The 23,668-nt window shown below is 68.8% G+C and carries 24 protein-coding genes; 14 read left to right on the top strand and 10 right to left on the bottom strand.

Annotated elements, in window-relative coordinates; genetic code table 11:
• The first annotated feature begins 3 nt into the window (after positions 1-3).
• Complete coding sequence (locus tag NF557_RS13240) at positions 4-279, top strand: hypothetical protein (protein ID WP_252619994.1); 276 nt, start codon at positions 4-6, stop codon at positions 277-279.
• Complete coding sequence (locus NF557_RS13235; RefSeq protein ID WP_252619993.1) at positions 276-692, top strand: type II toxin-antitoxin system VapC family toxin; 417 nt, start codon at positions 276-278, stop codon at positions 690-692. Before NF557_RS13240 ends, NF557_RS13235 begins: the two co-directional genes overlap by 4 nt.
• Here the strand turns inward: NF557_RS13235 and NF557_RS13230 are convergent.
• Positions 689-1,546, bottom strand: coding sequence for a 3-methyladenine DNA glycosylase (locus NF557_RS13230; protein WP_252619992.1), 858 nt, complete (start codon positions 1,544-1,546; stop codon positions 689-691). The genes NF557_RS13235 and NF557_RS13230 overlap by 4 nt on opposite strands.
• Positions 1,547-1,647: 101 nt before the next feature.
• On the opposite strand from NF557_RS13230, the gene NF557_RS13225 reads away from it, so the two are divergent.
• Positions 1,648-2,538: an aminoglycoside phosphotransferase family protein gene (locus NF557_RS13225; protein WP_252619991.1), complete on the top strand. Its 891-nt coding sequence runs from the start codon at positions 1,648-1,650 to the stop codon at positions 2,536-2,538.
• 1 nt (position 2,539) lies between these two features.
• Here the strand turns inward: NF557_RS13225 and NF557_RS13220 are convergent, their stop codons facing one another.
• From NF557_RS13220 to NF557_RS13210, 3 genes are read right to left on the bottom strand one after another with little or no spacing between them, the layout of a single operon-like run.
• The gene (locus tag NF557_RS13220) at positions 2,540-2,866 is read right to left on the bottom strand and encodes a TfoX/Sxy family protein (RefSeq protein ID WP_252619990.1); all 327 of its coding nucleotides are present in this window, start codon (positions 2,864-2,866) and stop codon (positions 2,540-2,542) included.
• A 45-nt stretch (positions 2,867-2,911) separates the two neighbouring features.
• On the bottom strand, positions 2,912-3,124 hold the full coding sequence (locus tag NF557_RS13215) for a hypervirulence associated TUDOR domain-containing protein (RefSeq protein WP_252619989.1): 213 nt from the start codon (positions 3,122-3,124) through the stop codon (positions 2,912-2,914).
• Between the two features lie 43 nt (positions 3,125-3,167).
• Positions 3,168-3,803: a DsbA family oxidoreductase gene (locus NF557_RS13210; protein WP_252619988.1), complete on the bottom strand. Its 636-nt coding sequence runs from the start codon at positions 3,801-3,803 to the stop codon at positions 3,168-3,170.
• Between the two features lie 170 nt (positions 3,804-3,973).
• On the opposite strand from NF557_RS13210, the gene NF557_RS13205 reads away from it, so the two are divergent.
• Positions 3,974-4,597 carry a GNAT family N-acetyltransferase gene (locus tag NF557_RS13205; protein ID WP_252619987.1) on the top strand — a complete coding sequence of 208 codons (624 nt, stop codon included), beginning with the start codon at positions 3,974-3,976 and terminating at the stop codon, positions 4,595-4,597.
• Between the two features lies 1 nt (position 4,598).
• On the opposite strand, the gene NF557_RS13200 is transcribed toward NF557_RS13205, so the two are convergent.
• A complete protein-coding gene (locus NF557_RS13200; protein ID WP_252619986.1) occupies positions 4,599-5,834 on the bottom strand; it encodes an acyl-CoA dehydrogenase family protein in 1,236 nt (411 codons plus the stop codon).
• 99 nt (positions 5,835-5,933) lie between these two features.
• Between NF557_RS13200 and NF557_RS13195 the strand changes: the two genes are divergently transcribed.
• Entirely contained in the window at positions 5,934-6,986 is a 1,053-nt protein-coding gene (locus NF557_RS13195) for an aromatic acid exporter family protein (RefSeq protein ID WP_252619985.1), read from the top strand.
• Here the strand turns inward: NF557_RS13195 and NF557_RS13190 are convergent.
• Entirely contained in the window at positions 6,983-8,248 is a 1,266-nt protein-coding gene (locus NF557_RS13190; protein WP_415913461.1) for a geranylgeranyl reductase family protein, read from the bottom strand. The genes NF557_RS13195 and NF557_RS13190 overlap by 4 nt on opposite strands.
• Before the next feature lie 125 nt (positions 8,249-8,373).
• On the opposite strand from NF557_RS13190, the gene NF557_RS13185 reads away from it, so the two are divergent.
• From NF557_RS13185 to NF557_RS13165, 5 genes are all read left to right on the top strand, one after another.
• On the top strand, positions 8,374-8,586 hold the full coding sequence (locus NF557_RS13185; protein ID WP_252619983.1) for an antitoxin MazE family protein: 213 nt from the start codon (positions 8,374-8,376) through the stop codon (positions 8,584-8,586).
• Positions 8,568-8,912 (top strand): type II toxin-antitoxin system PemK/MazF family toxin, encoded by a 345-nt coding sequence (locus tag NF557_RS13180; protein ID WP_342454486.1) that lies wholly within the window; start codon positions 8,568-8,570, stop codon positions 8,910-8,912. The genes NF557_RS13185 and NF557_RS13180 overlap by 19 nt, the downstream gene beginning before the upstream one ends.
• Before the next feature lie 69 nt (positions 8,913-8,981).
• The gene (locus NF557_RS13175) at positions 8,982-9,758 is read left to right on the top strand and encodes a fumarylacetoacetate hydrolase family protein (protein WP_252619981.1); all 777 of its coding nucleotides are present in this window, start codon (positions 8,982-8,984) and stop codon (positions 9,756-9,758) included.
• Between the two features lie 9 nt (positions 9,759-9,767).
• Positions 9,768-10,583, top strand: a complete 816-nt coding sequence (gene murI, locus NF557_RS13170) for a glutamate racemase (RefSeq protein WP_252619980.1) — start codon at positions 9,768-9,770, stop codon at positions 10,581-10,583.
• The gene (locus NF557_RS13165; RefSeq protein ID WP_342454485.1) at positions 10,580-11,353 is read left to right on the top strand and encodes an MBL fold metallo-hydrolase; all 774 of its coding nucleotides are present in this window, start codon (positions 10,580-10,582) and stop codon (positions 11,351-11,353) included. Before murI ends, NF557_RS13165 begins: the two co-directional genes overlap by 4 nt.
• 28 nt (positions 11,354-11,381) lie before the next feature.
• On the opposite strand, the gene NF557_RS13160 is transcribed toward NF557_RS13165, so the two are convergent.
• Both NF557_RS13160 and NF557_RS13155 read right to left on the bottom strand, forming a co-directional pair.
• Positions 11,382-12,680 (bottom strand): C1 family peptidase, encoded by a 1,299-nt coding sequence (locus tag NF557_RS13160; RefSeq protein WP_252619979.1) that lies wholly within the window; start codon positions 12,678-12,680, stop codon positions 11,382-11,384.
• 51 nt (positions 12,681-12,731) lie between these two features.
• On the bottom strand, positions 12,732-13,160 hold the full coding sequence (locus NF557_RS13155) for a protease inhibitor I42 family protein (RefSeq protein WP_252619978.1): 429 nt from the start codon (positions 13,158-13,160) through the stop codon (positions 12,732-12,734).
• Positions 13,161-13,250: 90 nt separating this feature from the next.
• Between NF557_RS13155 and NF557_RS13150 the strand changes: the two genes are divergently transcribed.
• The 4 genes from NF557_RS13150 to NF557_RS13135 all read left to right on the top strand — a co-directional run bounded on the left by NF557_RS13150 (position 13,251) and on the right by NF557_RS13135 (position 16,130).
• A complete protein-coding gene (locus NF557_RS13150; protein WP_252619977.1) occupies positions 13,251-14,861 on the top strand; it encodes a molybdopterin-dependent oxidoreductase in 1,611 nt (536 codons plus the stop codon).
• 82 nt (positions 14,862-14,943) lie between these two features.
• On the top strand, positions 14,944-15,141 hold the full coding sequence (locus tag NF557_RS13145) for a type II toxin-antitoxin system VapB family antitoxin (protein ID WP_252619976.1): 198 nt from the start codon (positions 14,944-14,946) through the stop codon (positions 15,139-15,141).
• Positions 15,138-15,512: a type II toxin-antitoxin system VapC family toxin gene (locus tag NF557_RS13140; RefSeq protein WP_252619975.1), complete on the top strand. Its 375-nt coding sequence runs from the start codon at positions 15,138-15,140 to the stop codon at positions 15,510-15,512. Before NF557_RS13145 ends, NF557_RS13140 begins: the two co-directional genes overlap by 4 nt.
• Positions 15,513-15,554: 42 nt before the next feature.
• On the top strand, positions 15,555-16,130 hold the full coding sequence (locus NF557_RS13135; RefSeq protein ID WP_252619974.1) for a peroxidase-related enzyme: 576 nt from the start codon (positions 15,555-15,557) through the stop codon (positions 16,128-16,130).
• Positions 16,131-16,157: 27 nt separating this feature from the next.
• Here the strand turns inward: NF557_RS13135 and NF557_RS13130 are convergent, their stop codons facing one another.
• Together NF557_RS13130 and NF557_RS13125 are read right to left on the bottom strand one after the other, a co-directional pair.
• Positions 16,158-17,888: an AMP-binding protein gene (locus NF557_RS13130; protein WP_252619973.1), complete on the bottom strand. Its 1,731-nt coding sequence runs from the start codon at positions 17,886-17,888 to the stop codon at positions 16,158-16,160.
• A gap of 91 nt (positions 17,889-17,979) precedes the next feature.
• Positions 17,980-23,598 (bottom strand): peroxidase family protein, encoded by a 5,619-nt coding sequence (locus NF557_RS13125; RefSeq protein WP_252619972.1) that lies wholly within the window; start codon positions 23,596-23,598, stop codon positions 17,980-17,982.
• Between the last annotated feature and the right edge of the window lie 70 nt (positions 23,599-23,668).

The following is a 23,668-nucleotide window of genomic DNA, read 5'->3' as shown; positions in this document are numbered from 1 at the left end:
GGCATGTCGGTGATGGAGAAGCGGCTGCAGCTCCTCCTGGATGCGGAGCGCTATGCGCTGGTGTCGCAGGAAGCCACACGCTCCGGGCGGAGCGTGGCCTCGGTGATCCGGGAGGCGATCGACGTCCGCTTCGAGCAGGCTGAGGCGCAGACTCGACGGGCTGCTGCGCTCGGCGAGTTCCTGGCCCTGGGGCCGGACGAGGACGGGCAGCCGGAGGACGTCGTTGCTGCACTCCAGGGCGAGTTCGAGGACCACCTCGATCGCAAGGGCGGCCCGTGAGCACGGTCTTTGTCGACACCTCCGTCCTGCTCCTTGCCCAGGGTGGACCGCACCCGTTGCGCGAGGGGTGCCGCCTGTTCCTGAGCCGGTGCCAGGCACAGAGTGTGGAGATCCATGTGAGCGTCGCAGCGCTGCAGGAGTTCACCTCTCACCGCCTGCGTGCCCGCCCGCGTCGTCAGGTGCTCCACGAGGCCGCCCTGCTGCGGCGCGGTCTCGTGCTCCACCCCTTTGATGAGCAGGTGCTCGACGCGATGCTCACCCTGCTGGAAGGGTCGGACCTGGGGGGACGGGACGCCGTCCACGCAGCGACCGCAACCGTGGCTGGCTTTGACCACCTCGTCACGACTGACCGTGATTTCACGGGAGTCCCGGGGCTGACCTCCGTTGACCCGGCGGAGTGGTTGTTGGACTAGCTCCCGGCGAGGATGTCCAGGAGCCGGCGGCGCAGGTCGTTGGAGCGCTCGCTGAAGCGACGTTGGGCGGCGGCATACTCCGCCCGACCCTCGGGGGTCTCGATGCGGACCGGTTCGTAGCCGAGCTCGGTCAGGTCGTAGGGCGCGGCCCGCATGTCGAGCTCGCGGATCTCGCGGGCCAGCCGGAAGGCGTCCAGGGTCAGGTCGCTCGGCACCAGTGGCGACAGCTTGAAGCACCACTTGTAGACATCCATGCCTGCGTGCAGGCACCCCGGCTGCTCCATCGCGACCTGCTGCTCGCGGGTGGGCGCCAGCGTGTTCAGATGTGCCGCGTCCGGGGTGAAGAACCGGTAGGCGTCAAAGTGTGAGCAGGTGATCGTGGCCTGCTCGACGACCTCGTTGGTGCCGTCCGGGCCCAGCCGCAGCGGCCAGCCACCGTGGCGGATCGCCTCGTCATCAGCGCGATAGACCATCGCCCACTCGTGCAGGCCGAAGCAGCCGAACCGGCCCGGACGGGACAGCGTCGAGGTCAGCAGTGCCCGCACGAAGAGCAGCACCGACTCCCGCTTGGCGACGAACGAGGCGACGTCGACGCGTGCCCGGCCCTCGGCATACGCATAGAACGGCCAGTCCGCCCGCTCTGCCGCGCCCTCGAGCGCGACCTCGGCGCCCGGGTGCCAGCGGCGCAGCTGTCCGGGGCGGTGGTGGTAGTACTCGAACAGGAAGTCCTCGACCGGGTGCTTGCGCCCGTCCGTGCGGCGCTCGAGGCGGGCCGCGGTCAGCGCATCGACGGCCGCCTCGTGCTCCTCGGCACGCGAGCGCCAGTCGCTCGCGGGCAGCACCTGGGTCGTCACGGTTCACCAGGGTATGCCGTGGGCCCCGTGGAGCAGAAGGTCACCTGTCCGCACGGAAACCGCGTGGCGGCGGAGGCAGCGACCGACCTAACCTGGCGGGCATGGGCAGCCTGCACGCCGACGAGGTGAGCGTCGAGGACCGTGTCGTCCGGCGCCTCGTCGACCACCAGTTCCCGCAGTGGGCGGGCCTGCCGTTGCTGCGCCTGCCGCCGGGCGGGACCGACAACCAGCTGTTCCGGCTCGGCGAGGAGCTGCTGGTGCGCCTGCCTCGCATCCACTGGGCGGCGGACTCGGCGCTGTGGGAGCACACCTGGCTGCCGCAGGTCGCGCCGCACCTGCCGCTGACCGTCCCCGCGCCGGTGGCGCTGGGTGAACCGGGGGAGGGCTATCCCTGGCACTGGACGGTCGTGCCCTGGATCGAGGGTGCGCAGCCGACGGCTGCATCGATCGACCTCGAGGAGTGGGCGACCTCCCTCGGAGCGTTCGTGCGGGCCTGCCGCGCGGTGCCGGGGTTGGGCGCGCCGGTGGTGACGAGTGGTCGCGGCGGGCCGCTCGCGGCCCAGGATGAGTGGGTGCGGGAGTGGGTCGCGCGCGCCGACCCCGCACTCGTCTCCCGCGACGCGGCCCTCGCGGTGTGGGCCGACGCGCTGGCCGCACCCGTCTTCGCGGGCAACCCGGTGTGGTTCCACGGTGACCTCCACGAGGGCAACCTGCTGGTCCGCGACGGTGACCTGACCGCGGTGATCGACTGGGGGACCGCTGGGCGCGGCGACCCGGCCATCGAGCTCAATGCGATGTGGGGCTACGTCCCGGAGCCGGTGTCCGACCTCTATCGCCAAGAGGTCGGGCTCGACGAGGCGGCCTATCGCCGGGCGCGCGGCTTCGCCCTCGCGCCGGCGATCAGCGGGATGACCTACTACCGCGACACAGCGCCGCACCTGGCCGGGCCCAGCGTGCGCACGGTGCAGCGCCTGATCGCCTCGCTCGACTGACCTACTTCGGCGGGAGCGTCCTTGCGAAACTCACCCCGCGCTCCACGATCTCGCGCAGCTGTTCGTCGCTCTCCACCCCCTCGGCGTCGACGTGCAACCAGCCCGACATCACGCGCTCGCCCATGACCTGGGGCCGGATGTGCTCACCCACCGGGTCCTCCCGATCAGGATCGCGCCGGAACATCAGGGCCCCGTCATCGCCCGCCGCGACCGCCATGTTGCCGTTCACCAGGAAGCTGAGTCCGCCAAACATCTTCTTCTCGCTCACCCCTGGTTCGTCCGCGAGAACGTGACGGATCCGCTCGGCCAGCCCCTCGTCATACGTCATGGGATGCAGTATGCCGAGGGGCACCGACAGTGCGCCAGAGACGGATCAGTCGATCTTGTGCAGTGCGTCGCCCTTGTGCATCGCGACGTGGTCGGTCTTGTCGCTCTTGATCTCGTATTGCGGGTCCTGTGGCGAGCAGCGCCGCGTGTGCCCCTTGTATTCGGTGTCGCTGGTGTGCTTCTTGGTGATGACGCCGGTGACGTGCCCGGCCTCGGAGTTCCAGCGCACGTGGTCGCCGACGGCGAAGCCCTTGCTCATGATGTGTCTCCTCGGTCGTCGCTTCTCTCTTGGCAGGTCGGTGTCACAACAACTGATCGACCCAGGTGAAGTCATAGTCGGTGAAGTCAGCGACGTCCTCGACCCCTGGGTTCGCCGCGAACGGCCCCTCGGAGGTCCACACGTGCGGACTGCCCTGGATCTGGCCCGATCGGGCGACCTCGAGGTCGGCGAAGACGGCAGCCTGGCCGGCGCCCGAGCGCAGCCCCTCGAGCAGCGTGTCGGCATCGACCTCGGCACAGTCGCGGGCGATGTCCTCGATCACCGGGATCAGGGCGATGCACCGCTGGTCGACGAAGAACGCACGACGCAGCGCGGTGTCGAGCGCGTCTGCAGCCTCGAGCCCTTGCTGCTTGGCGGCCTGGACGGCGGCGAGGGCAGGCAGGGTCGTGGCCGGGAAGGTCCAGTCGTCCGCCTCCCAGGGGGACCAGCGGAGGTCGGCGCGCACGGCGGTGATGGTCGCGATCTCCTCGTCATGCTCCGGCCGCGACCCGGGCTGGCGGTTCAGAAGCTCCAGCGGGAAGACGCGGTGATCGATCGTCAGGCGAACTCCGCGCTCGGCTGCCACCTGGTGCAACGTGTGCAGCGCGAGAGTCGCCCAGGGGCACGAGACGTCGGACCAGACGGTGAGCACCCCTGCATGCGGGTTGTTTAGCTGCATGATGGGTCCGCCCTTCGTGGTCCCTTGCGACGCTACCGGCCCCTGGCGCAGATGTCAGCCGCGCGGGCCAGTGTCAGCGTGCTCCGGGGGCGCACGGCATACGGCGGGCAGTCGTGAAATCTGTCGACATGCGGACGGCGACTGTCCGGGATCCGTTCTACGCTCGAACCATGAGCACTGACGCAGCTGTCGACGCGATCCTCGAGGTGCGACCACTCACCGTCGAGACGTGGCCGGCGTTCGATGCCATGGTCGTGCGCCACAACGGGATCTTCGGGGGCTGCTGGTGCACCTGGTTCCATCCTGAGCGTCACGATCGCGCCCCGGGCGCCGAGGGCAGCCGGCAGATGAAGCGGCAGTGCGTCGAGGGTGGCATCGCGCACGCCGCGCTGGTCATGGACGGCGACGAGGCGATCGCCTGGGCGGAGTTCGGCACCCCGTCTGAGTTGCCCAACATCCACCACCGCAAGCAGTATGACGCCGAGAAGGTGGGTGACCCGGACTACCGGATCACCTGCGTCTTCGTCGACAAGAGGTACCGCCGCAAGGGCGTGACCGAGACCGCGATCAAGGGCGCGCTAGAGCTGATTGCCAAGGATGGGGGTGGCGTGGTCGAGGCCTATCCGCACGACCTGACGGAGCAGACCAAGAAGTTGTCGTCCTCGTTCCTCTACAACGGCACGCGCCGGCTTTATGAGCGACTTGGCTTCACCTATGTGCGGCCGAAAGGCATGAAGAACTGCGTCATGTCGATCACGGTGCCACCCGCGGTGCCTACGGCCACGCCAAACTAGGTCAGGTGAAGGCGCTCATGCCGGTGACAGCGCGGCCGACCAGCAGCGACTGGACGGTGCGGCTGCCCTCATAGGTGTAGACCGCCTCCAGGTCGGCGAAGTGCCGCCCAACGTGGTGGTCGAGCAGGATCCCGTTGCCGCCCAGCATGTCCCGGGCCAGGGCAACGACCTCGCGTGCGCTGACGGTGCAGTGCAGCTTAGCCATCGCCGCCTGCTCCAGGGTGCACTCGCCGCGCTCCTGCAATTGGGACATCCGGGTGCACATCAGCTGCATCGAGGTGATCAGCGTGACCATCGTGGCCAGGGCGTCCTGGATCAGCTGGTTCTTGGCCAGTGGCCGGCCGAACTGCTCACGGCGCAGGGCATAGGTCAAGGCACCCTCATAGGCGCCGACCGCGTGCCCGAGTGCCTCCCAGGCGACCGTCTGCCGGGAGCGCATCAGCACGCGGTTGGTGTCGGCAAAGGTCCGGGCCTCTGCGAGCCGGTTGTCCGCCGGCACCCGCACCCCGTCGAGCCGGATATGTGCCTGCCACACACCGCGGTTGCTGATCTTGCCGGTGATGACCTCAGCGTCCCAACCGTCGGCCTCCTGGGGCGCCTCGACGACGAAGCCGCCGACGTCACCGGACTCGTCCCGCGCCCAGACGACGGCCAGGTCACACACCGAGCCGTTGCCGATCCACCGCTTGGCACCGTCGAGCACCCAGTGGTCTCCGTCGCGGCGCGCGGTTGTCTCCAGGCTGACCACGTCCGAACCGTGGGTCGGTTCGGTCAGCGCGACCGCACCGAGCAGCTCGACCCGTGCCATGGCAGGGAGCCAGCGCTCACGCTGCTCGTCCGAGCCCAGCTCGTGCACCGAGGTCATCGCGAGCCCGGAGTGCACCGCGTTGAGGGTGGCGATCGAGCCGTCCCCACGCGCCAGCTCTGCGCACATCATCCCCTCGGCCAGCGGCGAGACCCCGGCGCAGCCATAGCCCTCGATGGCTGCGCCGGCGACCCGCGTGGCGGCATACCCCGGCACCAGATCACGCGGGAACTCGGCTGCCTCCCAGAACTGCGCCGCCCGCGGCACGACCTCCTCGTCGCACCAGGTGCGCACCCCGTCGCGCAGCTCGCGCTCGGTGGTGGTGAGCAGGTCGTCGAGACCGAAGAAGTCGGTGCCCCGGGACCGGCCCAGGTCGGCGCCGTCCGGGACCTCGCGCGCGGAGTCGGGCATCGGGCTGGGTTGCTCAGTCATGCTCTGAGCGTATGCCGATGCGCGGGGACGCTTCACCGCGAGGGCTCGGTCTGGCAGTCATAGTGTCGATGGATGCGGTGGTTCTCGAGAAGCCGGTCCGTGGCGGTGGTGGCAGTCAAGGCCGCCGTGGCCGCGGGTGCGGCGTTCTATCTCGGGTCCCTGCTGCCGTCCCCGGTCGCTGACTACAACTACTACGCCGCGCTCGGCGCCTTCACCGTCGTGGGCCTGGTCGTCGTGGAGTCGCTCAAGGAGTCGTTGCGCGTCCTGGGCGCGGTTTCTGTCGGGCTTGCGGTGGCGCTGGCTGTCCAGGAGGTCGCCTGGACCAACTGGTTGACGGTCGCCCTCACCATCCTGCTGGGCACCCTGCTCGGTGCCCTGCCGATCTTTGGCGAGCAACGCACGTGGGCGCCGCTGGCCGGCCTGTTTGTCCTTGCCACCGGAGGTCCGGATCCGGAGCCGATGGCGCTGGGCTATCTGGTCCAGGTGCCCCTGGGCGCAGTGGTCGGCGTGATCGTCAATCTCGTGCTGCTGGCCCCGCTTGGGAGCCACGACCTGGACCGGGCTACGTCGCGGATGCTGGACCTGCTGCCGAGCCAGATGCGCAACTATGCCGAGTTCCTGACCGAGCCCGCCAGTGACGACCGCCGCCAGCGTGCGGACGAGGTGATCACCGTCAACGCGCGCGAGCTCGTGTTGGCGCAGTCTCATCTGCGCTGGGCGGTCGCGGAGGGGCACGAGGCGCGGCGGGGCAATCCGTGGCGGCGTGGGCACGGCCTGGTTGACCTCGAACGCGCCCAGGCAATCGGTCGTTGCGCCGCCGCGCTGGCTGGGGTCAATGCGGTGCTTGCAGTCTCGGCACCGGCGGAACGCGAAGAGGGGGCGGCGCTGCGTCGTGCGGCGGCCGTCATGCTGAGCCGATCAGCTGACGTCATGGAGGACTGGGGGAGTGTCGGCACCGACGAGGCGATCGTGGACTCGGCTGAAGAGGGCATCGATCGGGTGCTGACCCAGGCCAGGAGGATGAGCGACGACGACGGGCTGGACCACCTGCTGTTCGGCACGCTCGCGGTCACGCTCCGGGCCTGCCTGGACATCTATGCCCAGGACGTCGCCTCCGACAGGCCCGGGGCCTCCGAACCACGCCACAGCTAGGCGAAGGGCGGGCGGGCGTCGAGGCGCTGCGAACCCTTGCCGGCGAGCCGCCAGAGGCGGGCGGCGGCGTCGCGGTCCTCCTCGGTGATCAGGTTGCCCATCCAGCGCAGCGCCAGGCGCATCATCCACGGCGAGCGCATGCCGATCGGCCCGAGCTTGGGCAGCACCCACGGCACCGTCACCAGCCCAGCCAGCCGGCGCGAGATCGAGAATGCCTCGCCGTAGTGGTCGGTCAGCAGCGCCGGCCAGGCCGCGGAGAGGTCGGACTCCTCGGTCAGCAACTGCGCGGCCAGCCGCCCGGTCTCCAGGCCATAGTCGATGCCCTCGCCGTTGAGCGGGTTCACGCAGGCCGCCGCATCACCGATCAGCATCCAGTTGGGCCCGGCCACGCCCGAGACCGCTCCACCCATCGGCAGCAGCGCCGAGGTCGGCATCCGCAGCTCGCCGCTGACGCCGAAGTCGGCACGACGCTGGTCGGCATAGAGCTTCATCAGCGGGCGCAGCTGCACCTCGGCCGGACGCTTGGCCGTCGCCAGCGTGCCCACACCGAGGTTCACCTGACCGCCGCCGAGCGGGAAGATCCAGCCATAGCCCGAGACGATCGAGCCACTGTCGTCACGCAGCTCCAGGTGCGAGCTGATCCACTCGTCGTCGCTGCGCTCGGAGTCGACATAGGACCGCGCCGCCACGGCATAGACCGTGTCGCGGTGCCACTCCCGGCCCAGCATCTTGCCCACCGGCGAGCGGACCCCGTCGGCCACGACCAGCCGGTCGCACTCGATCTCGAAGGTGCCCTCGGCCCCCTTGAACGTCACGCCGCGCACCCGCCCGGCCTCCTGCCGCACCGAGATCGCGCGCGCACCGTCGACGCCGAGCGCCCCGGACTTCAGGGCTACCGTGCGCAGGTGGTCGTCCAGCTCGGTGCGTGCCACGGCCGAGCCGTATGCCGGGAGGTTGCCGGCGGCCTTCCGGCCCCGACCCTCGCTCCACTCCAGGTGCAGGGTCTGTCCGAAACCGTGCGCTCGCAGGCCCCGACTGCGCGGGTGCGTGCTGAGCCAGTCGCCCAGCCCGAGCAGCTCCAGCTCGGCGATCGCCCGCGGGGTCAGGCCGTCGCCGCACGTCTTGTCCCGGGGGAAGGTCGCCGCGTCGGCGAGCACCACGTCAAGGCCAGTGCGGGCGGCCCAGGCCGCGGCGGCCGAGCCGGCCGGGCCGGCGCCCACGACGAGGACGTCGGTGCGCTGGGGAGGGGAAGAGACAGTCACGCGGTCCATTCTCTCAGGAGAGGGGAGCGGCTCTGTCCGTGGCTCGGTCGCTGCGCTGCCGGGATGCTCCACGATCGCACATCCGAGCCGTTGATCCTCACAAGGGTTTCATGTAACGTATCGGTATGGGTTCCACGAGGGAGCGCGTGCGTCGACATCGGGAGAAGCTGCGAGAGCAGGGGCTTCGACCTGTTCAGATCTGGGTGCCGGACGTCAGGGCGCCGGAGTTCGCGGCCGAAGCTCATCGGCAGTCCGCGGCGATTGCCTCCAGCGAGCTGGAGTCCGAGGACCAAGCGTTCGTCGACGCCATCTCCTGGGAGTGGGACGAGCCGGAGTGAGGCGCGGAGAGATCTTCACGGCTGCCGCTCGCGGCCCCTACACAGGCAAGCCGCGGCCCGTCGTGGTCATCCAGGATGACCGCTTTGACGCTACTGCTTCGGTGACCGTCTGTCCGCTCACGACCAACCCTGTGGAAGCTCCGCTGACACGTCTCGCGATAGACCCGACGGAGACGAACGGTCTTGACCAACCGTCCACACTGATGATCGACAAGCTGATGACGATGCCCCGGACCGGCTTGCGTGACCGGGTGGGCCGCCTGACGGATGACGACATGGTGCGTCTCAACCGCGCCTTGGTCGTCTTCCTCGGCCTCGCGGGATGATCCGGTTGGTGGCCCCGCGCAGCAGCGCCGCGCAGCACGGGGGTGGGCACACGGCATACCCTTGTGCCCATGCGCATCTGTCGGTTCACCACTGGTGACGATCCCGAGTTCGGACTGGTCGACGGGGAGGGCCGGCGGATCGTCTCGATCACCGGCGACCCGCTCTACACCAAGATCGAGCTCACCGGGCAGACCCACAACGTCGACGAGGTGCGGCTGCTCGCCCCGGTCATCCCGCGGTCCAAAATCGTGGCAGTGCAGAAGAACTACGCCGACCACGCCAAGGAGATGGGTGGCAGCGTCGCCGAGGTGCCGGGCATGTTCTTCATCCCCAACACCGCCGTCGTGGGCCCGGACGACCCGGTTGTGATGCCGGCCCTGACCAGCGAGGTCAGCTACGAGGCCGAGCTTGCCGTCGTGATCGGCCGGATGTGCAAGGACGTCAGGGCCGAGGACGCAGCCAGCGTGATCTTCGGCTACACCGTCGCCAACGACGTCACCGCCCGCGACCTGCAGCGAAGCGACGGCCAGTGGAGCCGGGCCAAGGGGATGGACACCTTCTGTCCGCTGGGCCCGTGGATCGAGACCGACCTGGACATCACGGACCTGCGCGTGATCAGCCGCGTGGACGGCGAGGTGCGGCAGGACGGCAGCACCGCCGACATGGTCCACGGCGTCGGCCGGATCATCGAGGTCGCCTCGCAGGCGTTCACGCTGTTGCCTGGCGACGTGCTCCTCACCGGCACCCCGGCGGGAGTCGGACTGGTCGAGCCGGGGCAGCGCGTGGAGGTCGAGGTCGAGGGCATCGGCGCCATGAGCAACCCGTTTGTCCGCGCCGAGCCTTAACCTTTGCAGGTGCAGGATTCTCCGGTAGGTGTCTTCGACTCGGGCTTTGGTGGTCTCACCGTCGCCCGGGCGATCATGGACCAGATGCCCCACGAGTCGGTGCTCTATCTCGGGGACACCGCCCGTGCTCCCTATGGTCCGCGGCCGATCGCCGAGGTGCGCAGCCATGCCCTCGAGTGCCTGGACCGCCTCGTCGACCACGGGGTGAAGGCCTTGGTCATCGCCTGCAACTCCGCCTCGGCCGCGATGCTGGCCGATGCCAGGGAGAGGTATGCCGTGCCGGTCGTCGAGGTGATCCGTCCGGCCGTGCGTCGCTCGATGGCCGCGACCCACAACGGCCGGGTCGGGGTGATCTCCACCGAGGCGACCCACCAGAGCCGGGCCTATCTCGACGCGTTCGCGGCGGCTCCGCCCGACGTGCAGGTCATCAGCCAGCCGTGCCCGCGGTTCGTCGAGTTCGTCGAGGCGGGCGTCACCAGCGGCCCGGAGGTGCTCGCCACCGCCCGGGACTATCTCGCCCCGCTCATCGAGGCCGACATCGACACCCTGATCCTGGGCTGCACGCACTACCCGCTGCTGTGGTCGGCGCTGCAGTACGTCCTGGGCGAGAGCGTCACCCTGGTCTCCTCCGCCGACGCGACCGCGGCCGACCTCTATCGCGTGCTGACCGACACCGACACGCTGCGACCGGAGTCCCAGGGAGCGCCGACCCACCAGTTCCTCACCACCGGCGACCCGCACGACTTCACCCCCCTGGCCCGACGCTTTCTCGGGCCCGAGGTCGAGCACGTCGGCCGAGCCTATGTGGGGAGGGCCGGCGAGTGACCCTGCGCCTGACCGTGGTCGGCTGCTCCGGCTCTTTCGCCGGGCCGGACAGCCCCGCGTCCTGCTATCTGCTGGAGACCGAGCACAAGGACCGCACCTGGCGCCTGCTCCTCGACCTGGGCAGCGGTGCCCTCGGACCGTTGCAGCGGCATACGGACCCCCTCGCCCTCGACGCCGTCGTCCTGTCGCACCTGCACCCCGACCACTGCCTGGACCTCACCGGCCTGCACGTGATGCGCAGCCACTCGCCCACGGGCAGGTCCCGGCGGCGCCTGCGCGTCTATGGCCCCGATGGCACCGCCGAGCGGATCGCGCGGGCGCACGGTGTCGAGCAGGCGACTGACGTCACCGACGTCTTCACCTTCGTCACGGTCCGCGATCGGCGCGAGTTCACCGTCGGGCCGTTCCGGCTGGTGCCGATCGAGGTGACCCACCCGGTGGAGGCCTATGGCTATCGCGTCGAGGCGGGCGGGGTGACCATCGCCTACACCGGCGACACCGACAGCGGCCCGGGGCTGTCGCCGCTGATGGCCGACGCCGAGCTGGTGCTGGCCGACAGTGCCTTTGTCGAGGGGCGGGACCGCGCCCGTGGCATCCACCTCACCGGCCGGCGCGCGGCCGAGGCTGCCCTCGCGGCGGGTGGGGTGCAGCGGTTGATGCTGACCCACCTGCCATCCTGGAACGACCCGGAGGTATGCCGCGCGCAGGCTGCCGAGGTCTGGCCCGGTGAGGTGGAGCTCGCCGAGCCAGGGCGCACCTACGAGCTATAAGAAGCAGGTGCTGACCTCGTGGTTCTCGTCACTTCATCCCACTCACGAGTGCCTGCCAGCTGAACGCGCCGACCACGCCGTCCGGCTCGGCGCCGACGGACGTCTGGAAGTCCTTCACCGCGCGTTGGGTCGCGGCACCGAAGGCACCGTCGACGACGATCGGCACACCCCTGACCTTGAGCTGGGCCTGCACCGCCTTGACCGCCTCCCCGCGGGATCCCCGGCGCACGGTGACCACCAGGACGCCCCAGGTCCGCGGACCGACCACACCGTCAATCGTCAGGTTCCGGACCTTCTGGTGCGCCCGGACGGCCTTCTCGGTCCCCGCCCCGAAGTCCCCGTCGACGCTCGGCGTCTGCCCGCGCGCCCGCAGGAGATGCTGCAGAGAGCGGACGGAGTCGCCCCTGGCGCCACGCTTTACCGTCGGCCACGGCTTCAGCGTGGTCACGACGGCCTGGTCAATAGCCCACATCATGTCGTCGATGCCGCAGTTGCCATAGGCGAACCGCACGAACCCGCTCTCGCCCCACGACCCGCCCCAGGAGTTCTTGACGATCCAGCAACGCTGCCCGTCGTCATACCCGACGACGCAGATGCAGTGTCCGCCGATCAGGTCGCCGGTGACGCGGTGATAGACGCCACTGCCATAGAAATAGAAGTCCTCGTAGACCGTGAAGCAGGCGACCACTGGTCCCACCGACGCCAGGTGTGCCTTGATCGCCGCAGGGCTCGAGAGCACTTGCCAACCGGTGATCCGGGTGACCTTGTGGCGCCAGTCGGACGGCACGGCGCACGGCTGGTCCGCGTCGCTGTAGGGGTAGCGCGACTCGTCGGTCAGCCCAGCCCTCATCGCATCGAGGGCGGGTTCCGGCCACCAACCGCCCTCGGGACAGGTGCCCGCATAGGTTTGCGGGCCATAGCAGAAGAACAACTGCGCCTCGGACAGGTTCGGCTTGAGGTTCGGGTTGCCGCCGCCGATGCGGACCATCGACTCGACCGCGGCGACGACACCGAATGCCACGCACGACCCGCAGCCCGCCTGGTCACGGATGCCGGTGACGTAGTTGCCACCGTTGCGGGCACGCCAGTCGACCTTGGTCGGTGCGCCGGCCCAGTCCGCGGAGGCGGCCGCAGACTTGGCATGCCGTGCGGCGACGGACTCGGACTCCTCCAGGGTGGGGGCCCCAGGCCCGGGCACGTAACCCAGCCGGTGAACCGGGTCGAGGACCTGGAGCTGCGTGGCGGCGGAGAGCCGCTTGACCTGCCAGCCGCCCTCCGAGGCACCGAGTGCCTGGCGCACGTCCTCCGGTCCGATGGTCAACGCCATGGCTGCCTCCCCGTTCGTGTGGCACTGGTCGGGCGGACCCGACGGCCCTCCCTAATGCTGAGTGTCCTCCTGCCCGGGGAGTTCGTCCAGGGTGCTGTCGGTGTCGGCCTCCACGGGGGTGGTTGCCGCCACAACCACCACTTCCAGATGCCGCTCGTCCCGCGGCGGACCGTCCTCCCACGGGCGGCGCTGGATCATCCTGACCGCTGCGGTCCCGGGGGTCTGTGCGGTGAGGCGCAGCGTCTCGGGGAGTCCGCGGCCGACCTGCGGGTGCTCGGCTGAGCCCAGTAGTCCCGGGGCGCTGCGGGCGAGCACGGCGTCCACGACCTCACCGAGCTCGGCCCCCAGCGACGGCGAGCCAGCCTCCGGCTGTGTGTCGGAGACCTCGACGAACCACAGGTAGCCGGCACCCCCGAGGCCGGGCAGCTCGAAGGTCAGCGTCTCGCCCGGAGACATGACGAGCGTGGCGGGCAGCTCCATACATGCAGTGTGTCGCACGGTCCGGATCCGTGCGGCCGCGACTGCCGCCGCTGTGACCGAACTCCCAGGTGGGGCTGCGAGGATGCCGGGATGAGCACACGCATGGGCGGCGCCGTGGCAGGGATCGCGGCAGGGACTCTGACGCTCGCCGTGGCCGAGATCGGTGCTGCGCTGATGATGCGCGGGGGCATGGGGTCTGGCAATGCTTCACCGCTGGTCGCGGTGGCGGGCGCCTTCATCGACCGGACACCGGCCTGGCTCAAGGACTTCGCGATCGCGACCTTCGGCACCCAAGACAAGCTCGCCCTGTTTGTCGGCATGGCGATCGTGCTGAGCGCGGTGTGCGCTGCGATTGGCGCGCTCGGCGGACCTGCAAAACCTCCCCAAAAAGGCGTGGGCGACCAGCAAAACCTCCCTAAAAATGGGTGGCCGACGTGGGGGTTGGGACTGTTTGCGCTCGTGGGGCTGGTCGGAGTGGCTGCGGTGCTGAGCCGCCCGGATGCGGCAGTCATCGACGTCGCGCCGACGGTGATCGGCACGCTCGTCGGGCTGTGGACGCTGGACCGGTTGTGGGGCAGGCTCCGCGTGGCCGAGGCCGCGGTCGACCACGACCAGACCATGGGCTCCGGGCAGGCCAGCCGTCGCTCGGTGCTGCTGTGGGGTGGCGGACTGACCGTCGTTGGCGCGCTCGGCATCGTGGCCGGCCGCACGCTCAGCAGGGCCGGCGAGGTCGTCGAGGCCGCCCGGGCCAAGTTCGGGACGCTGCGGGTCTCGGACCCGGTGCAGGTGCCCGCAGGCGCCTCGCAGGGGGTCGCGGGGCAGACGCCCTACGTCACGCCCAACGACGAGTTCTATCGGATCGACACCGCCGTCACCGTCCCTCAGGTCGACCCGCAGACCTGGCGGCTGCGGGTCACCGGCATGGTCGACCGGGAGCTCGAGCTCACCTTCCAGGACCTCCTGGACGCTGACCTCGTCGAGGCGCTGGTCACGCTCACCTGCGTGTCGAACTATGTCGGCGGCAACCTGGCCGGCAACGGGGTGTGGACCGGCCTGCCGGTGCGCGAGGTGCTGGCCCGGGCAGGGCTCCAGGACGGCGCGGACATGGTGCTGTCGACCAGCGTCGACGGCTTCACCGCGGGCACGCCGCTGGAGGCGATGACCGACGACCGCAACGCGCTGATCGCGGTCGCGCAGAACGGTGAGCCGCTGCTGCCCGAGCACGGCTTCCCGGTGCGCCTGGTGGTGCCGGGGCTCTATGGCTATGTCTCGGCGACCAAGTGGGTCACCGAGCTCAAGGTGACGCGCTTCGACCAGGATGAGGGCTACTGGACCCCGCGCGGCTGGTCGGCGCTCGGACCGATCAAGACCGCCTCACGCATCGACGTGCCCCGCGGCGAGTCCGTCAACGCCGGTGAGGTCGTCATCGCCGGCGTCGCGTGGGCGCAGCACCGGGGCATTGACAAGGTCGAGGTCCGCATCGGCGACGGCGACTGGCAGGAGGCGCAGCTCGCTGCTGAGCCGACGATTGACTCCTGGCGCCAGTGGATGCTCACGTGGCAGGCCGAGCCGGGGGAGTATGCCGTGAGCGTGCGGGCCACGGACGGCACTGGGGAGGTGCAGACCGACGAGCTGGCCAACCCCGCCCCGGACGGCGCGAGCGGCTGGCACACGGTGGACGTCACGGTCGAGGGGAGTTGAGCCGGGTCCCAGACTCTAGCGCGCATGACAGCCTCGCCTAGACATCATATGATGCTAATACTGATGCTCTGAGGAGGCCTCGATGAGAACGACAGTCAATATCGACGACGAGCTGTTCGCCCGGGCGAGCGAGCTGACAGGTGTGAGCGAACGGGCGGCACTGCTGCGTGATGGCCTGAGGACACTGATCCGGGTGGAGTCCGCCAAGAGGCTCGCTGCACTGGGTGGTTCGGACCCGTCGGCGACAGCCGCACCCCGACGGCGCGAGGGGACTGCGTGATCCTGGTCGACACCTCGATCTGGATCGACCACCTGCACACGTCCCAGCCCGACCTCGTCAGACTTCTCGACCAGGATGCCGTGGGCTGCCATCCGGCGGTGGTGGAGGAGCTGGCGCTGGGGTCGATCGCGCAGCGCGATGTGGTCCTGGCCCTCCTGGAGAGCCTCCATCAGTTCCCTGTGCTGGGTCATGCTGAACTGCTGACGCTGGTGAGCGGCCGACGGCTTTGGGGACGAGGCCTCAGCGCGGTGGATGGGCACCTGTTGGGGGCCGTCGCGCTCGTCAGTGGCGCACGGCTGTGGACACGCGACCGGCGTCTGATGGCGGCGTGCCGCGATGCCGGGGTCGCCTGCCTCGGTGAGCGGACCTGAAGCTGCCCGCACGGGACGGTGACAACCCGATAGCGTGCGGTCATGACTGAGCAGACCCCCGAGATCTCCTACCTGCGCGTGCCCGAGCGTGACGACGTGCCCGAGGGCGTGACGCGCCTGTGGGACAAGTCGGAGCAGGCGTTCGGCTTCGTGCCCAACGTCTTCCGCGCGCAGGCCGTCAACGGCGACCAGTTCCTGGCCTGGTGGAACTACTTCAACCTCCTGGTCAACAAGGAGGGGCACCTGACCAACGCCGAGCGCGAGCTGATCGCCGTCGTGGTCAGCGGCCTCAACCGGTGCACCTACTGCGCGATCTCCCACGGAGCAGCGCTGCGGCAGTTCACCGGAGACCCGGTCACCGCAGACCTGGTGTCGGTGAACTGGCGTCAGGCGGACCTCGCACCGAGGGAGGCGGCCATCGCTGAGTATGCCGAGCTCCTCACCCGGGCGCCGGACGAGGTCACCCGTGAGGACCTGGAGCCGCTTCGTGATGTCGGCATGGACGACCACCAGATCATGGAGGTCGGGCAGGTCATCGGCATGTTCAACATGACCAACCGCGTCTCCACGGCGCTGGGCTTCATCCCGAACGAGGAATACCACTCGCACGCGCGCTAGGCGCCACCAGCTCAGTCCCGCCGCAGGTCAGCCCTGCCGCAGCTCGGGGAAGTCGGAGTCGCGGAACTCCTGACCGACGTGCCCGGTCGTCCCGGGCGTCGAGGCCTCGGTGGCCAGCTCCTGCTCGCGGGTGCGCAGCTCGACGCGGCGGATCTTGCCGCTGATCGTCTTGGGCAGCTCATAGAACTCGATGCGGCGCACCCGCTGCCAGGGGGCGAGCTGCGCGCGACAGTGCTTGAAGATCGAGAACGCGGTCTCCCGGGTGGGCTCGTGCCCGGGGGAGAGGGCAATGTAGGCCTTGGGGACCGCCAGGCGCACCTCATCGGGTGCCGGGACGACGGCCGCCTCCGCAACCGCCTCGTGCTCGATCAGCACCGACTCCAGCTCGAAGGGACTGATCTTGTAGTCGCTGGCCTTGAAGACATCATCCGTGCGCCCGACATAGGTGATCGTGCCGTGCGCGTCACGCGAGGCGACGTCACCCGTGTGATAGAAGCCGTCGGCCATCGCCTCGGCGTTGCGTGCGTCGTCACCCTGATAGCCGGTCATCAGCGCGACCGGGCTGGCGGACAGGTCCAGGCACAGCTCGCCCTCACCGGCACCCTCGACCAGGGTCCCGGTCTCGACGTCGAGCAGGACGCACGGCATACCCGGCAGCGGCTTGCCCATCGAGCCGAGCTTGACCGCCTCGCCCGGCATGTTGCCGACCTGGGCGGTCGTCTCGGTCTGTCCGTAGCCGTCGCGCAGGGTCAGCCCCCACTGCCGCTGCACCTGCGAGATGACCTCGGGGTTGAGCGGCTCGCCGGCCCCGATCACCTCCCGCACCGCCCCCGGCCCGCCGGACAGGTCGGCGTTGATCAGCATGCGCCACACGGTGGGTGGCGCACAGAACGTGGTGACGCGATAGGACCGCAGCACCTTGAGCAGGGCGCCGGCATCGAACCTCGCGTAGTTGTAGACCAGAATCGTCGCCTCGGCGATCCACGGCGCAAAGAAGCAGGACCACGCGTGCTTGGCCCAGCCCGGCGAGGAGATGTTGAGGTGCACATCCCCGGGACGGACCCCGAGCCAGGCCATCGTCGACAGGTGCCCGATCGGATAGGACGCCTGCGTGTGCTCGACCAGCTTGGGGCGGCTGGTGGTGCCGGAGGTGAAATAGAGCAGGAGTCGGTCGTCCGGACCCGTGCCGGGGTGCTCAAGGACGCCCACCTCGAGGCCGTATGCCGAGTGCAGGTCGGTCCACCCGTCCGCCTCCCGGACGCTCACCCTGAGGTAGTCGCCGGGGACGTCCGCGAACTTGGCGGTGTCGGCGGCGTTGGCCACGACCGCTGCGGCCTGGCCGCGCTCGATGCGGTCACGCAGGTCGGCCGGTCCGACGGCGGTCGTGGTCGGCATGATCACGGCGCCGACCTTCATGATGCCGAGCATCGTGTCCCACAGCTCGACCTGGTTGCCGAGCATGACGATGACGCTGTCGCCGCGGGTGACGCCCTGCGCCGTCAGGAACGCCGCCACCTGGTCGGAGCGCTGGGCGATCTGGTCGAAGGTCAGGGTCTGCTCGCTGCCGTCCTCCTCGACGACGATCAGCCCGGGCCGGTCGTTGCCGCGGGCGAACGCGTCGAACCAGTCCACGGCCCAGTTCCACACCGGGCCCACGTCGGGATAAGAGAACTCCTCTCGCGCTCGGTCGGGGTCACCCTGGAGGGAGAGGAGCTGGTCACGAGCTGCTCGGTAGGCCGTCGTGGCTGTGCTGGACATGACTCATCCTGGCACGCGGCGGGGTGCCAGGGACAGACAACGTCGGCCCCGGCAGTGTGCCGGGGCCGACGTTGTGGTCAGGATCTAGCCGTCATCCGGTTTCTGCCGGCACGATCGGTGAGGTTGCGTCTGACGGATACACCTCTTCCGTGCCCTGGTCGTCCGTGTAGAAGACCACGACCCTAAGGTGGCGATTCACCTCCGAGGCCTCGACCGTGTAGCCAATCTGGTTGGTGGTAGGCACCTCCTTGGTGGCCACGGTCCGCACGTCGTCGCTGAAGTCGGCCGTGGACGAGGTCTGCCACTCGTAGGTCATCCCGGCGTCCACCGCCTCCTCAAGCCCGTCAGGGTCGATGAACCCACTGGGCAGGACCGACTGCCCAACCCGGGGGGTCATCGTCGACAGGGTCAGACCCTCTGGGTCGTCGTTGATGTTGACGACCGCCAGGTTGTCCGGTCCGCCGACCACGCCAGAGACCACCTGCCGCAGCTGGCCGTTGTCATCCAGGAAGGTCACCACGACCCTCAGGATGGCTCCTGCGTCACCGTCACCCGGCGTGAAGGACTGCTGCCAGGTGTTGGTACCAGCAACGCGGGTGATCGGTCCACCCTCGGTGGGGGACGGGTCCCAGGCCTCGCCGACCTCGCCGGCCTGCCAGCTGAAGCGGATGCTCTGCGGGCTGGTGACCGTGGGGTTGCCTTCGGCGTCCTCAAAGGTGACCGTCGCAGTGATCTGCTCGTTCTCGGTCGGCGGGTCGATGGTGCCGGTGAAGGCGATGGTGCCCATCGACGCGCACGGCGTCAGTGCGGCCGAGAGCTCGAAGCACCCGCCGTCGCCGAACTGCAGCATCTCGATGTTGCGCAAGATGTCTGCACCCTCGGACTCCTCGAACTCGGGGCCACCGACGTGCACGATCTCCCAGTAGCCGTCTGGCAGCTGGTTGATCTCGTAGTTCGCCACACCCTCCGCGTTGAGGAAGGGGTCGGCGTAGACGGCCGTGTCGAGGACGCCCTCATCGTCCGGGACAATCACGATCTCGCGAACGATCGAGATATCACCGGGGTCGATGTTCCCAGCGAACACACCAGCCTTGAGTTGGGACAGGCTGTCGTAGCGGGTGCCGTTGTGCTCAAGCTGCACCCGCAGCATGGCGTCGCCATCGATGAAGTCGTCGCCGAAGCGACCCTCCATGACGTCGCTGCCGGGGCCGCCGAACAGCAGGGTCGAGACGCCGTCGTTGTCCTGACGCAGCGGGTTGTCCGCCAGGAAGCGCAGCGTGTAGTCCTGCTCGTGACCGGGGTTGAGCAGCTCGGTCAAGCCGTCGATCTTGGCGAAGCCCTCACGGGTCGCCATGTTGACCTCGTCGGCAGCCAGGTCGTCGGGTGCCACACCCAGTCCACGGATGACGTCGTCGCCAGAGCCGCCGGACAGGGCCTCCACGTGCGTGAAGCGGTCGCGGATCGCGGTGACGTCTGGCGGCTGCAACAGGTTGAAGTTCAGGTCCGCATCGACACCGCCGCTCGTCCCGTAGTAGGTGACGTAGTCGAAGCCGAACATTCCGTGGTATCTGTCGGTGCCGCCGGAGGACGCGACCATGATGTCATCTCCGCCCTCGGCGTCATGGTCGTCGGAACCGGGTCCACCGATGAGGACATCGTCTCCACCGTCCACGTCGTCCTGGAACTGCTGTGCGTTGTCACCCATCAGCAGGTCGGCGTGCGAGCCGCCCTCCAGCCAGTCGTCTCCCTCGTTGCCGAGCGGGTTGTCCCGACCGGTGCCTCCGAGGAAGAAGTCGTTGCCGGTCCCGAGGAAAGCGGTGGCCGCGCCAGAGTTGTCGGACGTCTTGGTGACGAAGTCCGACCCGGCCTGGCCGAGCAGGAGGTCGATGCCCGGCCCGCCGTCGATCGCGTCGTTGCCGTCACCGCCCTTGATGTTGTCATCACCGAAGGAGTCGGTGAGGATGTCCCTGCCAGGACCGCCCTGGATGGTGTCGTTGCCAGAGCCTCCCTCGATGATGTCGTCGCCGCCGTAACCCCACAGTGAGTCGTCACCCTGACCACCGCGGATGCGATCGCCAAGAGTCCGGTTGCCATGGATCTCGATGTGCTCGTCGCCGTCCCAGCGGTAGGTGCCGTTGGGCGTCAGGCTGAGACCCTCCGGGAGCGGGTCAGGCAGGTTCTCCAGGTCGAGGTAGGGGGAGTGCGAGATAAAGATGTCTGCTGGGAGCAGCGAGGCATCCGTGTTGCGCTGGATGAGGTTCGAGAACGAGTTCGCTTCCAGGGCGGAGAAGAGCTGGTTGCCCTGGTTGCGGAACAGGTAGTAGAACCGGTCACCGAACTGGAGGTCCTCCAGCTGCTGCTCGAACACGTGGTTGAACGTGCTGCCGAGCATGCCGCCAAACGGATCCAGCGACTCGGCCAGACCGCCGACCCAGAAGTCGACGTCCTCCAGGCCGGTGGTGCTGATGCCTCCTGCTGCGTTGCCCCAGGTCGTCCCTGTGCTGTTCATGAAAGCCTCGCGGTCGGCGGGACCTTCTGCTGCCGGGAACAGTGCCTGGATGTCGACCATGGTGCTGTCGGGGATGGTTGACACCCCACCGAGCACCACGATGCGGTTAGGCGCCAGGCGCAGCAGCTCTGCCTCCAGGCTCGCGGTGAGCCCGGTGGGCGGCACCAGCAGGATCGGAGCGTTGCTCAGGCCCGCCGGTGACGAGGCCGCGAGGGCATCCGGGTAGCTGGCGCCGGTGGCGATATACACCGTGCCGCCAGGGGTGGCAAAGTGCTGGCTGACCAGCTCGCTGGTCTGATAGCGGTTGATGCCTCCGAGACGGGTGACGGGGGCCACCGTCTCGAGCGCTGTCACCACAGCCGGGCTGATCGCCGACTCGCCACCCAGCACGACGATCTCGCTCGGGCTGAGTCGGGCAAGCTCGGCCGAGGTCTCCGTCGGCACGGAGTTCGGGTACACCAGCAACAGCGGCGAACCGTTGGCTGCGGCAGCCGCCGCGCCACCGAGTGCGTCAGCGTAGTTGGCGCCACTGGCGATGTAGACGCGGTTGGCACTGGTGAAAGCGTTCTGCGTGACCAGGGCCGCCGTCTCGTAGCGGTTGGCTCCGGCGCGACGCTCGACGGTCGGTGCGTAGGTCTCCAGGGAGTTGAAGACCTGCTCACTGATCGCCGTCGTGCCGCCCAGCACGACGATGCGCTGCGGCTGCAGGCGCACGATCTCCTGCAGGGTCGGTAGCGGGATGGAGTTCTGCCCGAGCAGCAGGACCGGGCCACCCTCGACGGCAGCCGCAGGACCGCCGGCCAGGGCGTCGGGGTAGTTGGCTCCGCTAGCCACATAGACCGTGTTGGCAGTGGTGAAGCTGTCAGCACTGATCGCTGCCGCGGTGGCAAAACGGTTGGCACCAGCGATGCGCTCAACGATCTGGACCGTCGAGATGCCGTTGACCAGTGCCTCGGCCGCAGCACGCTTGCCGTTAAGAGTGGTTGCGTCCAGCACGGTCGGGTGCTGACCGTAGGCAGCGACGAAGTTGACCAGCGAGGTGGTGCTGGGACCGCGCCCGAAGTTCTCGCCGTTCTTCAGCGACAACCCGAAGTCCCGCCAGCTGGAGTAGGGCTCCAGGTTTGCGCTGCCGGTGTCCTCGTAGAAGGTGCGGCGGGCCTGCTGCAACCCGGGGACGCCGGCGTCGCGCCCGCGCATGATGTTGATCGTCGGCAGGTCGAGCGGGAGCCCCAGCAGGTTGTTGCGGAGCGTGCTGGTGACCAGCTCGTCGACCTGGTTCGCGACCTGGTTGGTCGTGCCGTTCACGATCGCGCCCGCGGCCTGCTCTGGGTCCAGCACGCTGCCGGAGGGGCACACCTGCGGATCTGCCTCGGTCGGACCAGGCACGAGTGGGACTGCGCAGTGATAGGCCCGCGGGTTGAGGAAGCCGTCGAGCAAGAGGGCCGACTCGGACCCGAACCCTTCCCGCCTGATGTCCTCGGTCAACATCGAGTGACCGAACCGATAGACCACGTGCGCGAACTCTGCCTTGATGGAGGCGTCGATGGTGCTGTCGTAGGCGTTCTCGTTGAAGACCACGACGTCGATCGCCGGCTGGACCGTGCGGGCGAACTCCTCGAAGACGAGGTGCTGATACTGCATCTCGTTGGTGAAGCGGGCCGCCTGGAAGATGCGCTCGTTGTAGGTCCAGTCGTCAGCCTCGCCGCTGCTCTCGAACGCGGCCTTCAGGTCCGGGTTCGCGTCGAGAATGGAGGTGATGTGGTCCACGAGCCGGTTGTGCTCGGCGTGGAAGACGTGGTGGACGGTGGACAGGCCGATGTTCTCGTTGCCACGACCATCACCGGTGATGAAGTGCTCGCCCAGCAGGACGTTGTCATAGCCGGGAATCTGCGGGCATTCCGCCTCTGTGCACGAGGGGTCATCGATCGGGTCAGCCGGCGTCGCACCGTGGGCAATGTCGTCCAGGAACGACTGGCTGAGTGGGATCGCGTCAGTCGAGAGCAGGACCTGGCCCTCGCCGGTGCCGGCCTCAACCGAGCCACCGGGCGTAATGAGCTGGGGGAAGCCGCGGTCCGGTCCCGGGATGAACTGGCCGTAGAGGTCCACGTAGACCTGCGGGACGTTGAGGACGCTCTCGTCGACGAGGTTGATGCCCAGGACGGTCAGCGCCTGCTCCTGCACAGCGTCCCAGGTGGCGAGGCCACCGTTGGGGCCGTTGAGCAGGCGGCCAGTTGCCTTCGGCCCGCTCGGGGTCGAGATGTATTCGCGGATGAAGACCTGGTGTGCCGGGTGCGAGGTGTAGGTCTGGTTCTGGTCCACCCACGGCGTCGTGCGGTTCTGGTGCTGACGGACGTCGTCGGCCGTGCCGAGAACTCCGTCCAGGCCGGGCTGGTTCGTGGCGCGGCTCATCGCCATGAAGTTGAGGTGGGGCGTCGCCGGATTGAAGAGCGGGTCGTCCGGGCTCAGGGGCACGATGATGGAGTCGGTCGGGCTCTTGTCGACCAGGTCGAGGCCGTGGTCAAAGAACTGCCCGAAGAAGACGAACCACATGTTGACCGGCGGCGAGAGCGCCTCGTCGGCCGTCATGTTCGGCAGGTAGAGCTCCCCGGTCACCGGGTCGATCACGGAGTCGGGGTTGTTGGCGGCCGCCTCGGCGACCGTCGGGTTGTTGGTGGTGTTGTCCACGATCAGGTTGCTGATGACCCGCGGCTGGGAATCGTAGACAAGGCCGTCGTACTGCTCGTAACAGGTGCCTGCGGGGTCCTCGCACATCGAGGTGTCACCGGCTGTCGGTGCGCCCGGGGGTGCCGTCTCACCTTCGCGCCAGCGGATCGGCAGCAGTCGGGGCATGAGCTCGTTGGACTTGCCGGTGGCCGTGTCGAACTCGAGGTTGTTGAAGGAGCCGTCGACCGTGCGCAGGCCGTGGGGGAGCATCGGAGAGCGCACGCACTTGTTGGAGGTGTCCTGGTTGTCGGTGCAGAGCAGCGAGTAGGTCTGATCGTTAGTCTCCATGGCGTAGGCGTGTGCCTCGGAGATCTCGATCTGCTTGAGGATGAACTCCAGGTCGGAGGGGATCAGCCGGAAGGCCGGGTCCTCGTCGGTGGCCATCGGTGCGAAGTTCGAGTCCTCCGCGCTCACAAAGGTGGCGGCGCTGGCCGGCACCAGGGAGATTGCGAGCGCCGCCCCGCCAAGGACGGCCACGGGTTTGCGCCACTGGCGTCTGCGCACCCCCCATGCGATGAATGCGATAAGAGCGATCGCTAGAGTTCCT

The organism is Ornithinimicrobium cryptoxanthini, assembly GCF_023923205.1.
Classification (GTDB): Bacteria; Actinomycetota; Actinomycetes; order Actinomycetales; family Dermatophilaceae; genus Ornithinicoccus; species Ornithinicoccus cryptoxanthini.
Note: the sequence above shows the minus strand (reverse complement) of the source record. Positions and strands in the feature narration are given on the sequence as shown.

What these genes read in the sequence shown, in the direction of transcription:
- NF557_RS13240 (WP_252619994.1), top strand. Translation starts at nt 4, where the DNA reads ATGTCGGTGATGGAGAAGCGGCTGCAGCTCCTCCTGGATGCGGAGCGC.
- NF557_RS13225 (WP_252619991.1), top strand. Translation starts at nt 1,648, where the DNA reads ATGGGCAGCCTGCACGCCGACGAGGTGAGCGTCGAGGACCGTGTCGTC.
- NF557_RS13220 (WP_252619990.1), bottom strand. Translation starts at nt 2,866, where the DNA reads ATGACGTATGACGAGGGGCTGGCCGAGCGGATCCGTCACGTTCTCGCG.
- NF557_RS13215 (WP_252619989.1), bottom strand. Translation starts at nt 3,124, where the DNA reads ATGAGCAAGGGCTTCGCCGTCGGCGACCACGTGCGCTGGAACTCCGAG.
- NF557_RS13210 (WP_252619988.1), bottom strand. Translation starts at nt 3,803, where the DNA reads ATGCAGCTAAACAACCCGCATGCAGGGGTGCTCACCGTCTGGTCCGAC.
- NF557_RS13205 (WP_252619987.1), top strand. Translation starts at nt 3,974, where the DNA reads ATGAGCACTGACGCAGCTGTCGACGCGATCCTCGAGGTGCGACCACTC.
- NF557_RS13200 (WP_252619986.1), bottom strand. Translation starts at nt 5,834, where the DNA reads ATGACTGAGCAACCCAGCCCGATGCCCGACTCCGCGCGCGAGGTCCCG.
- NF557_RS13185 (WP_252619983.1), top strand. Translation starts at nt 8,374, where the DNA reads ATGGGTTCCACGAGGGAGCGCGTGCGTCGACATCGGGAGAAGCTGCGA.
- NF557_RS13175 (WP_252619981.1), top strand. Translation starts at nt 8,982, where the DNA reads ATGCGCATCTGTCGGTTCACCACTGGTGACGATCCCGAGTTCGGACTG.
- NF557_RS13160 (WP_252619979.1), bottom strand. Translation starts at nt 12,680, where the DNA reads ATGGCGTTGACCATCGGACCGGAGGACGTGCGCCAGGCACTCGGTGCC.
- NF557_RS13155 (WP_252619978.1), bottom strand. Translation starts at nt 13,160, where the DNA reads ATGGAGCTGCCCGCCACGCTCGTCATGTCTCCGGGCGAGACGCTGACC.
- NF557_RS13150 (WP_252619977.1), top strand. Translation starts at nt 13,251, where the DNA reads ATGAGCACACGCATGGGCGGCGCCGTGGCAGGGATCGCGGCAGGGACT.
- NF557_RS13145 (WP_252619976.1), top strand. Translation starts at nt 14,944, where the DNA reads ATGAGAACGACAGTCAATATCGACGACGAGCTGTTCGCCCGGGCGAGC.
- NF557_RS13135 (WP_252619974.1), top strand. Translation starts at nt 15,555, where the DNA reads ATGACTGAGCAGACCCCCGAGATCTCCTACCTGCGCGTGCCCGAGCGT.
- NF557_RS13130 (WP_252619973.1), bottom strand. Translation starts at nt 17,888, where the DNA reads ATGTCCAGCACAGCCACGACGGCCTACCGAGCAGCTCGTGACCAGCTC.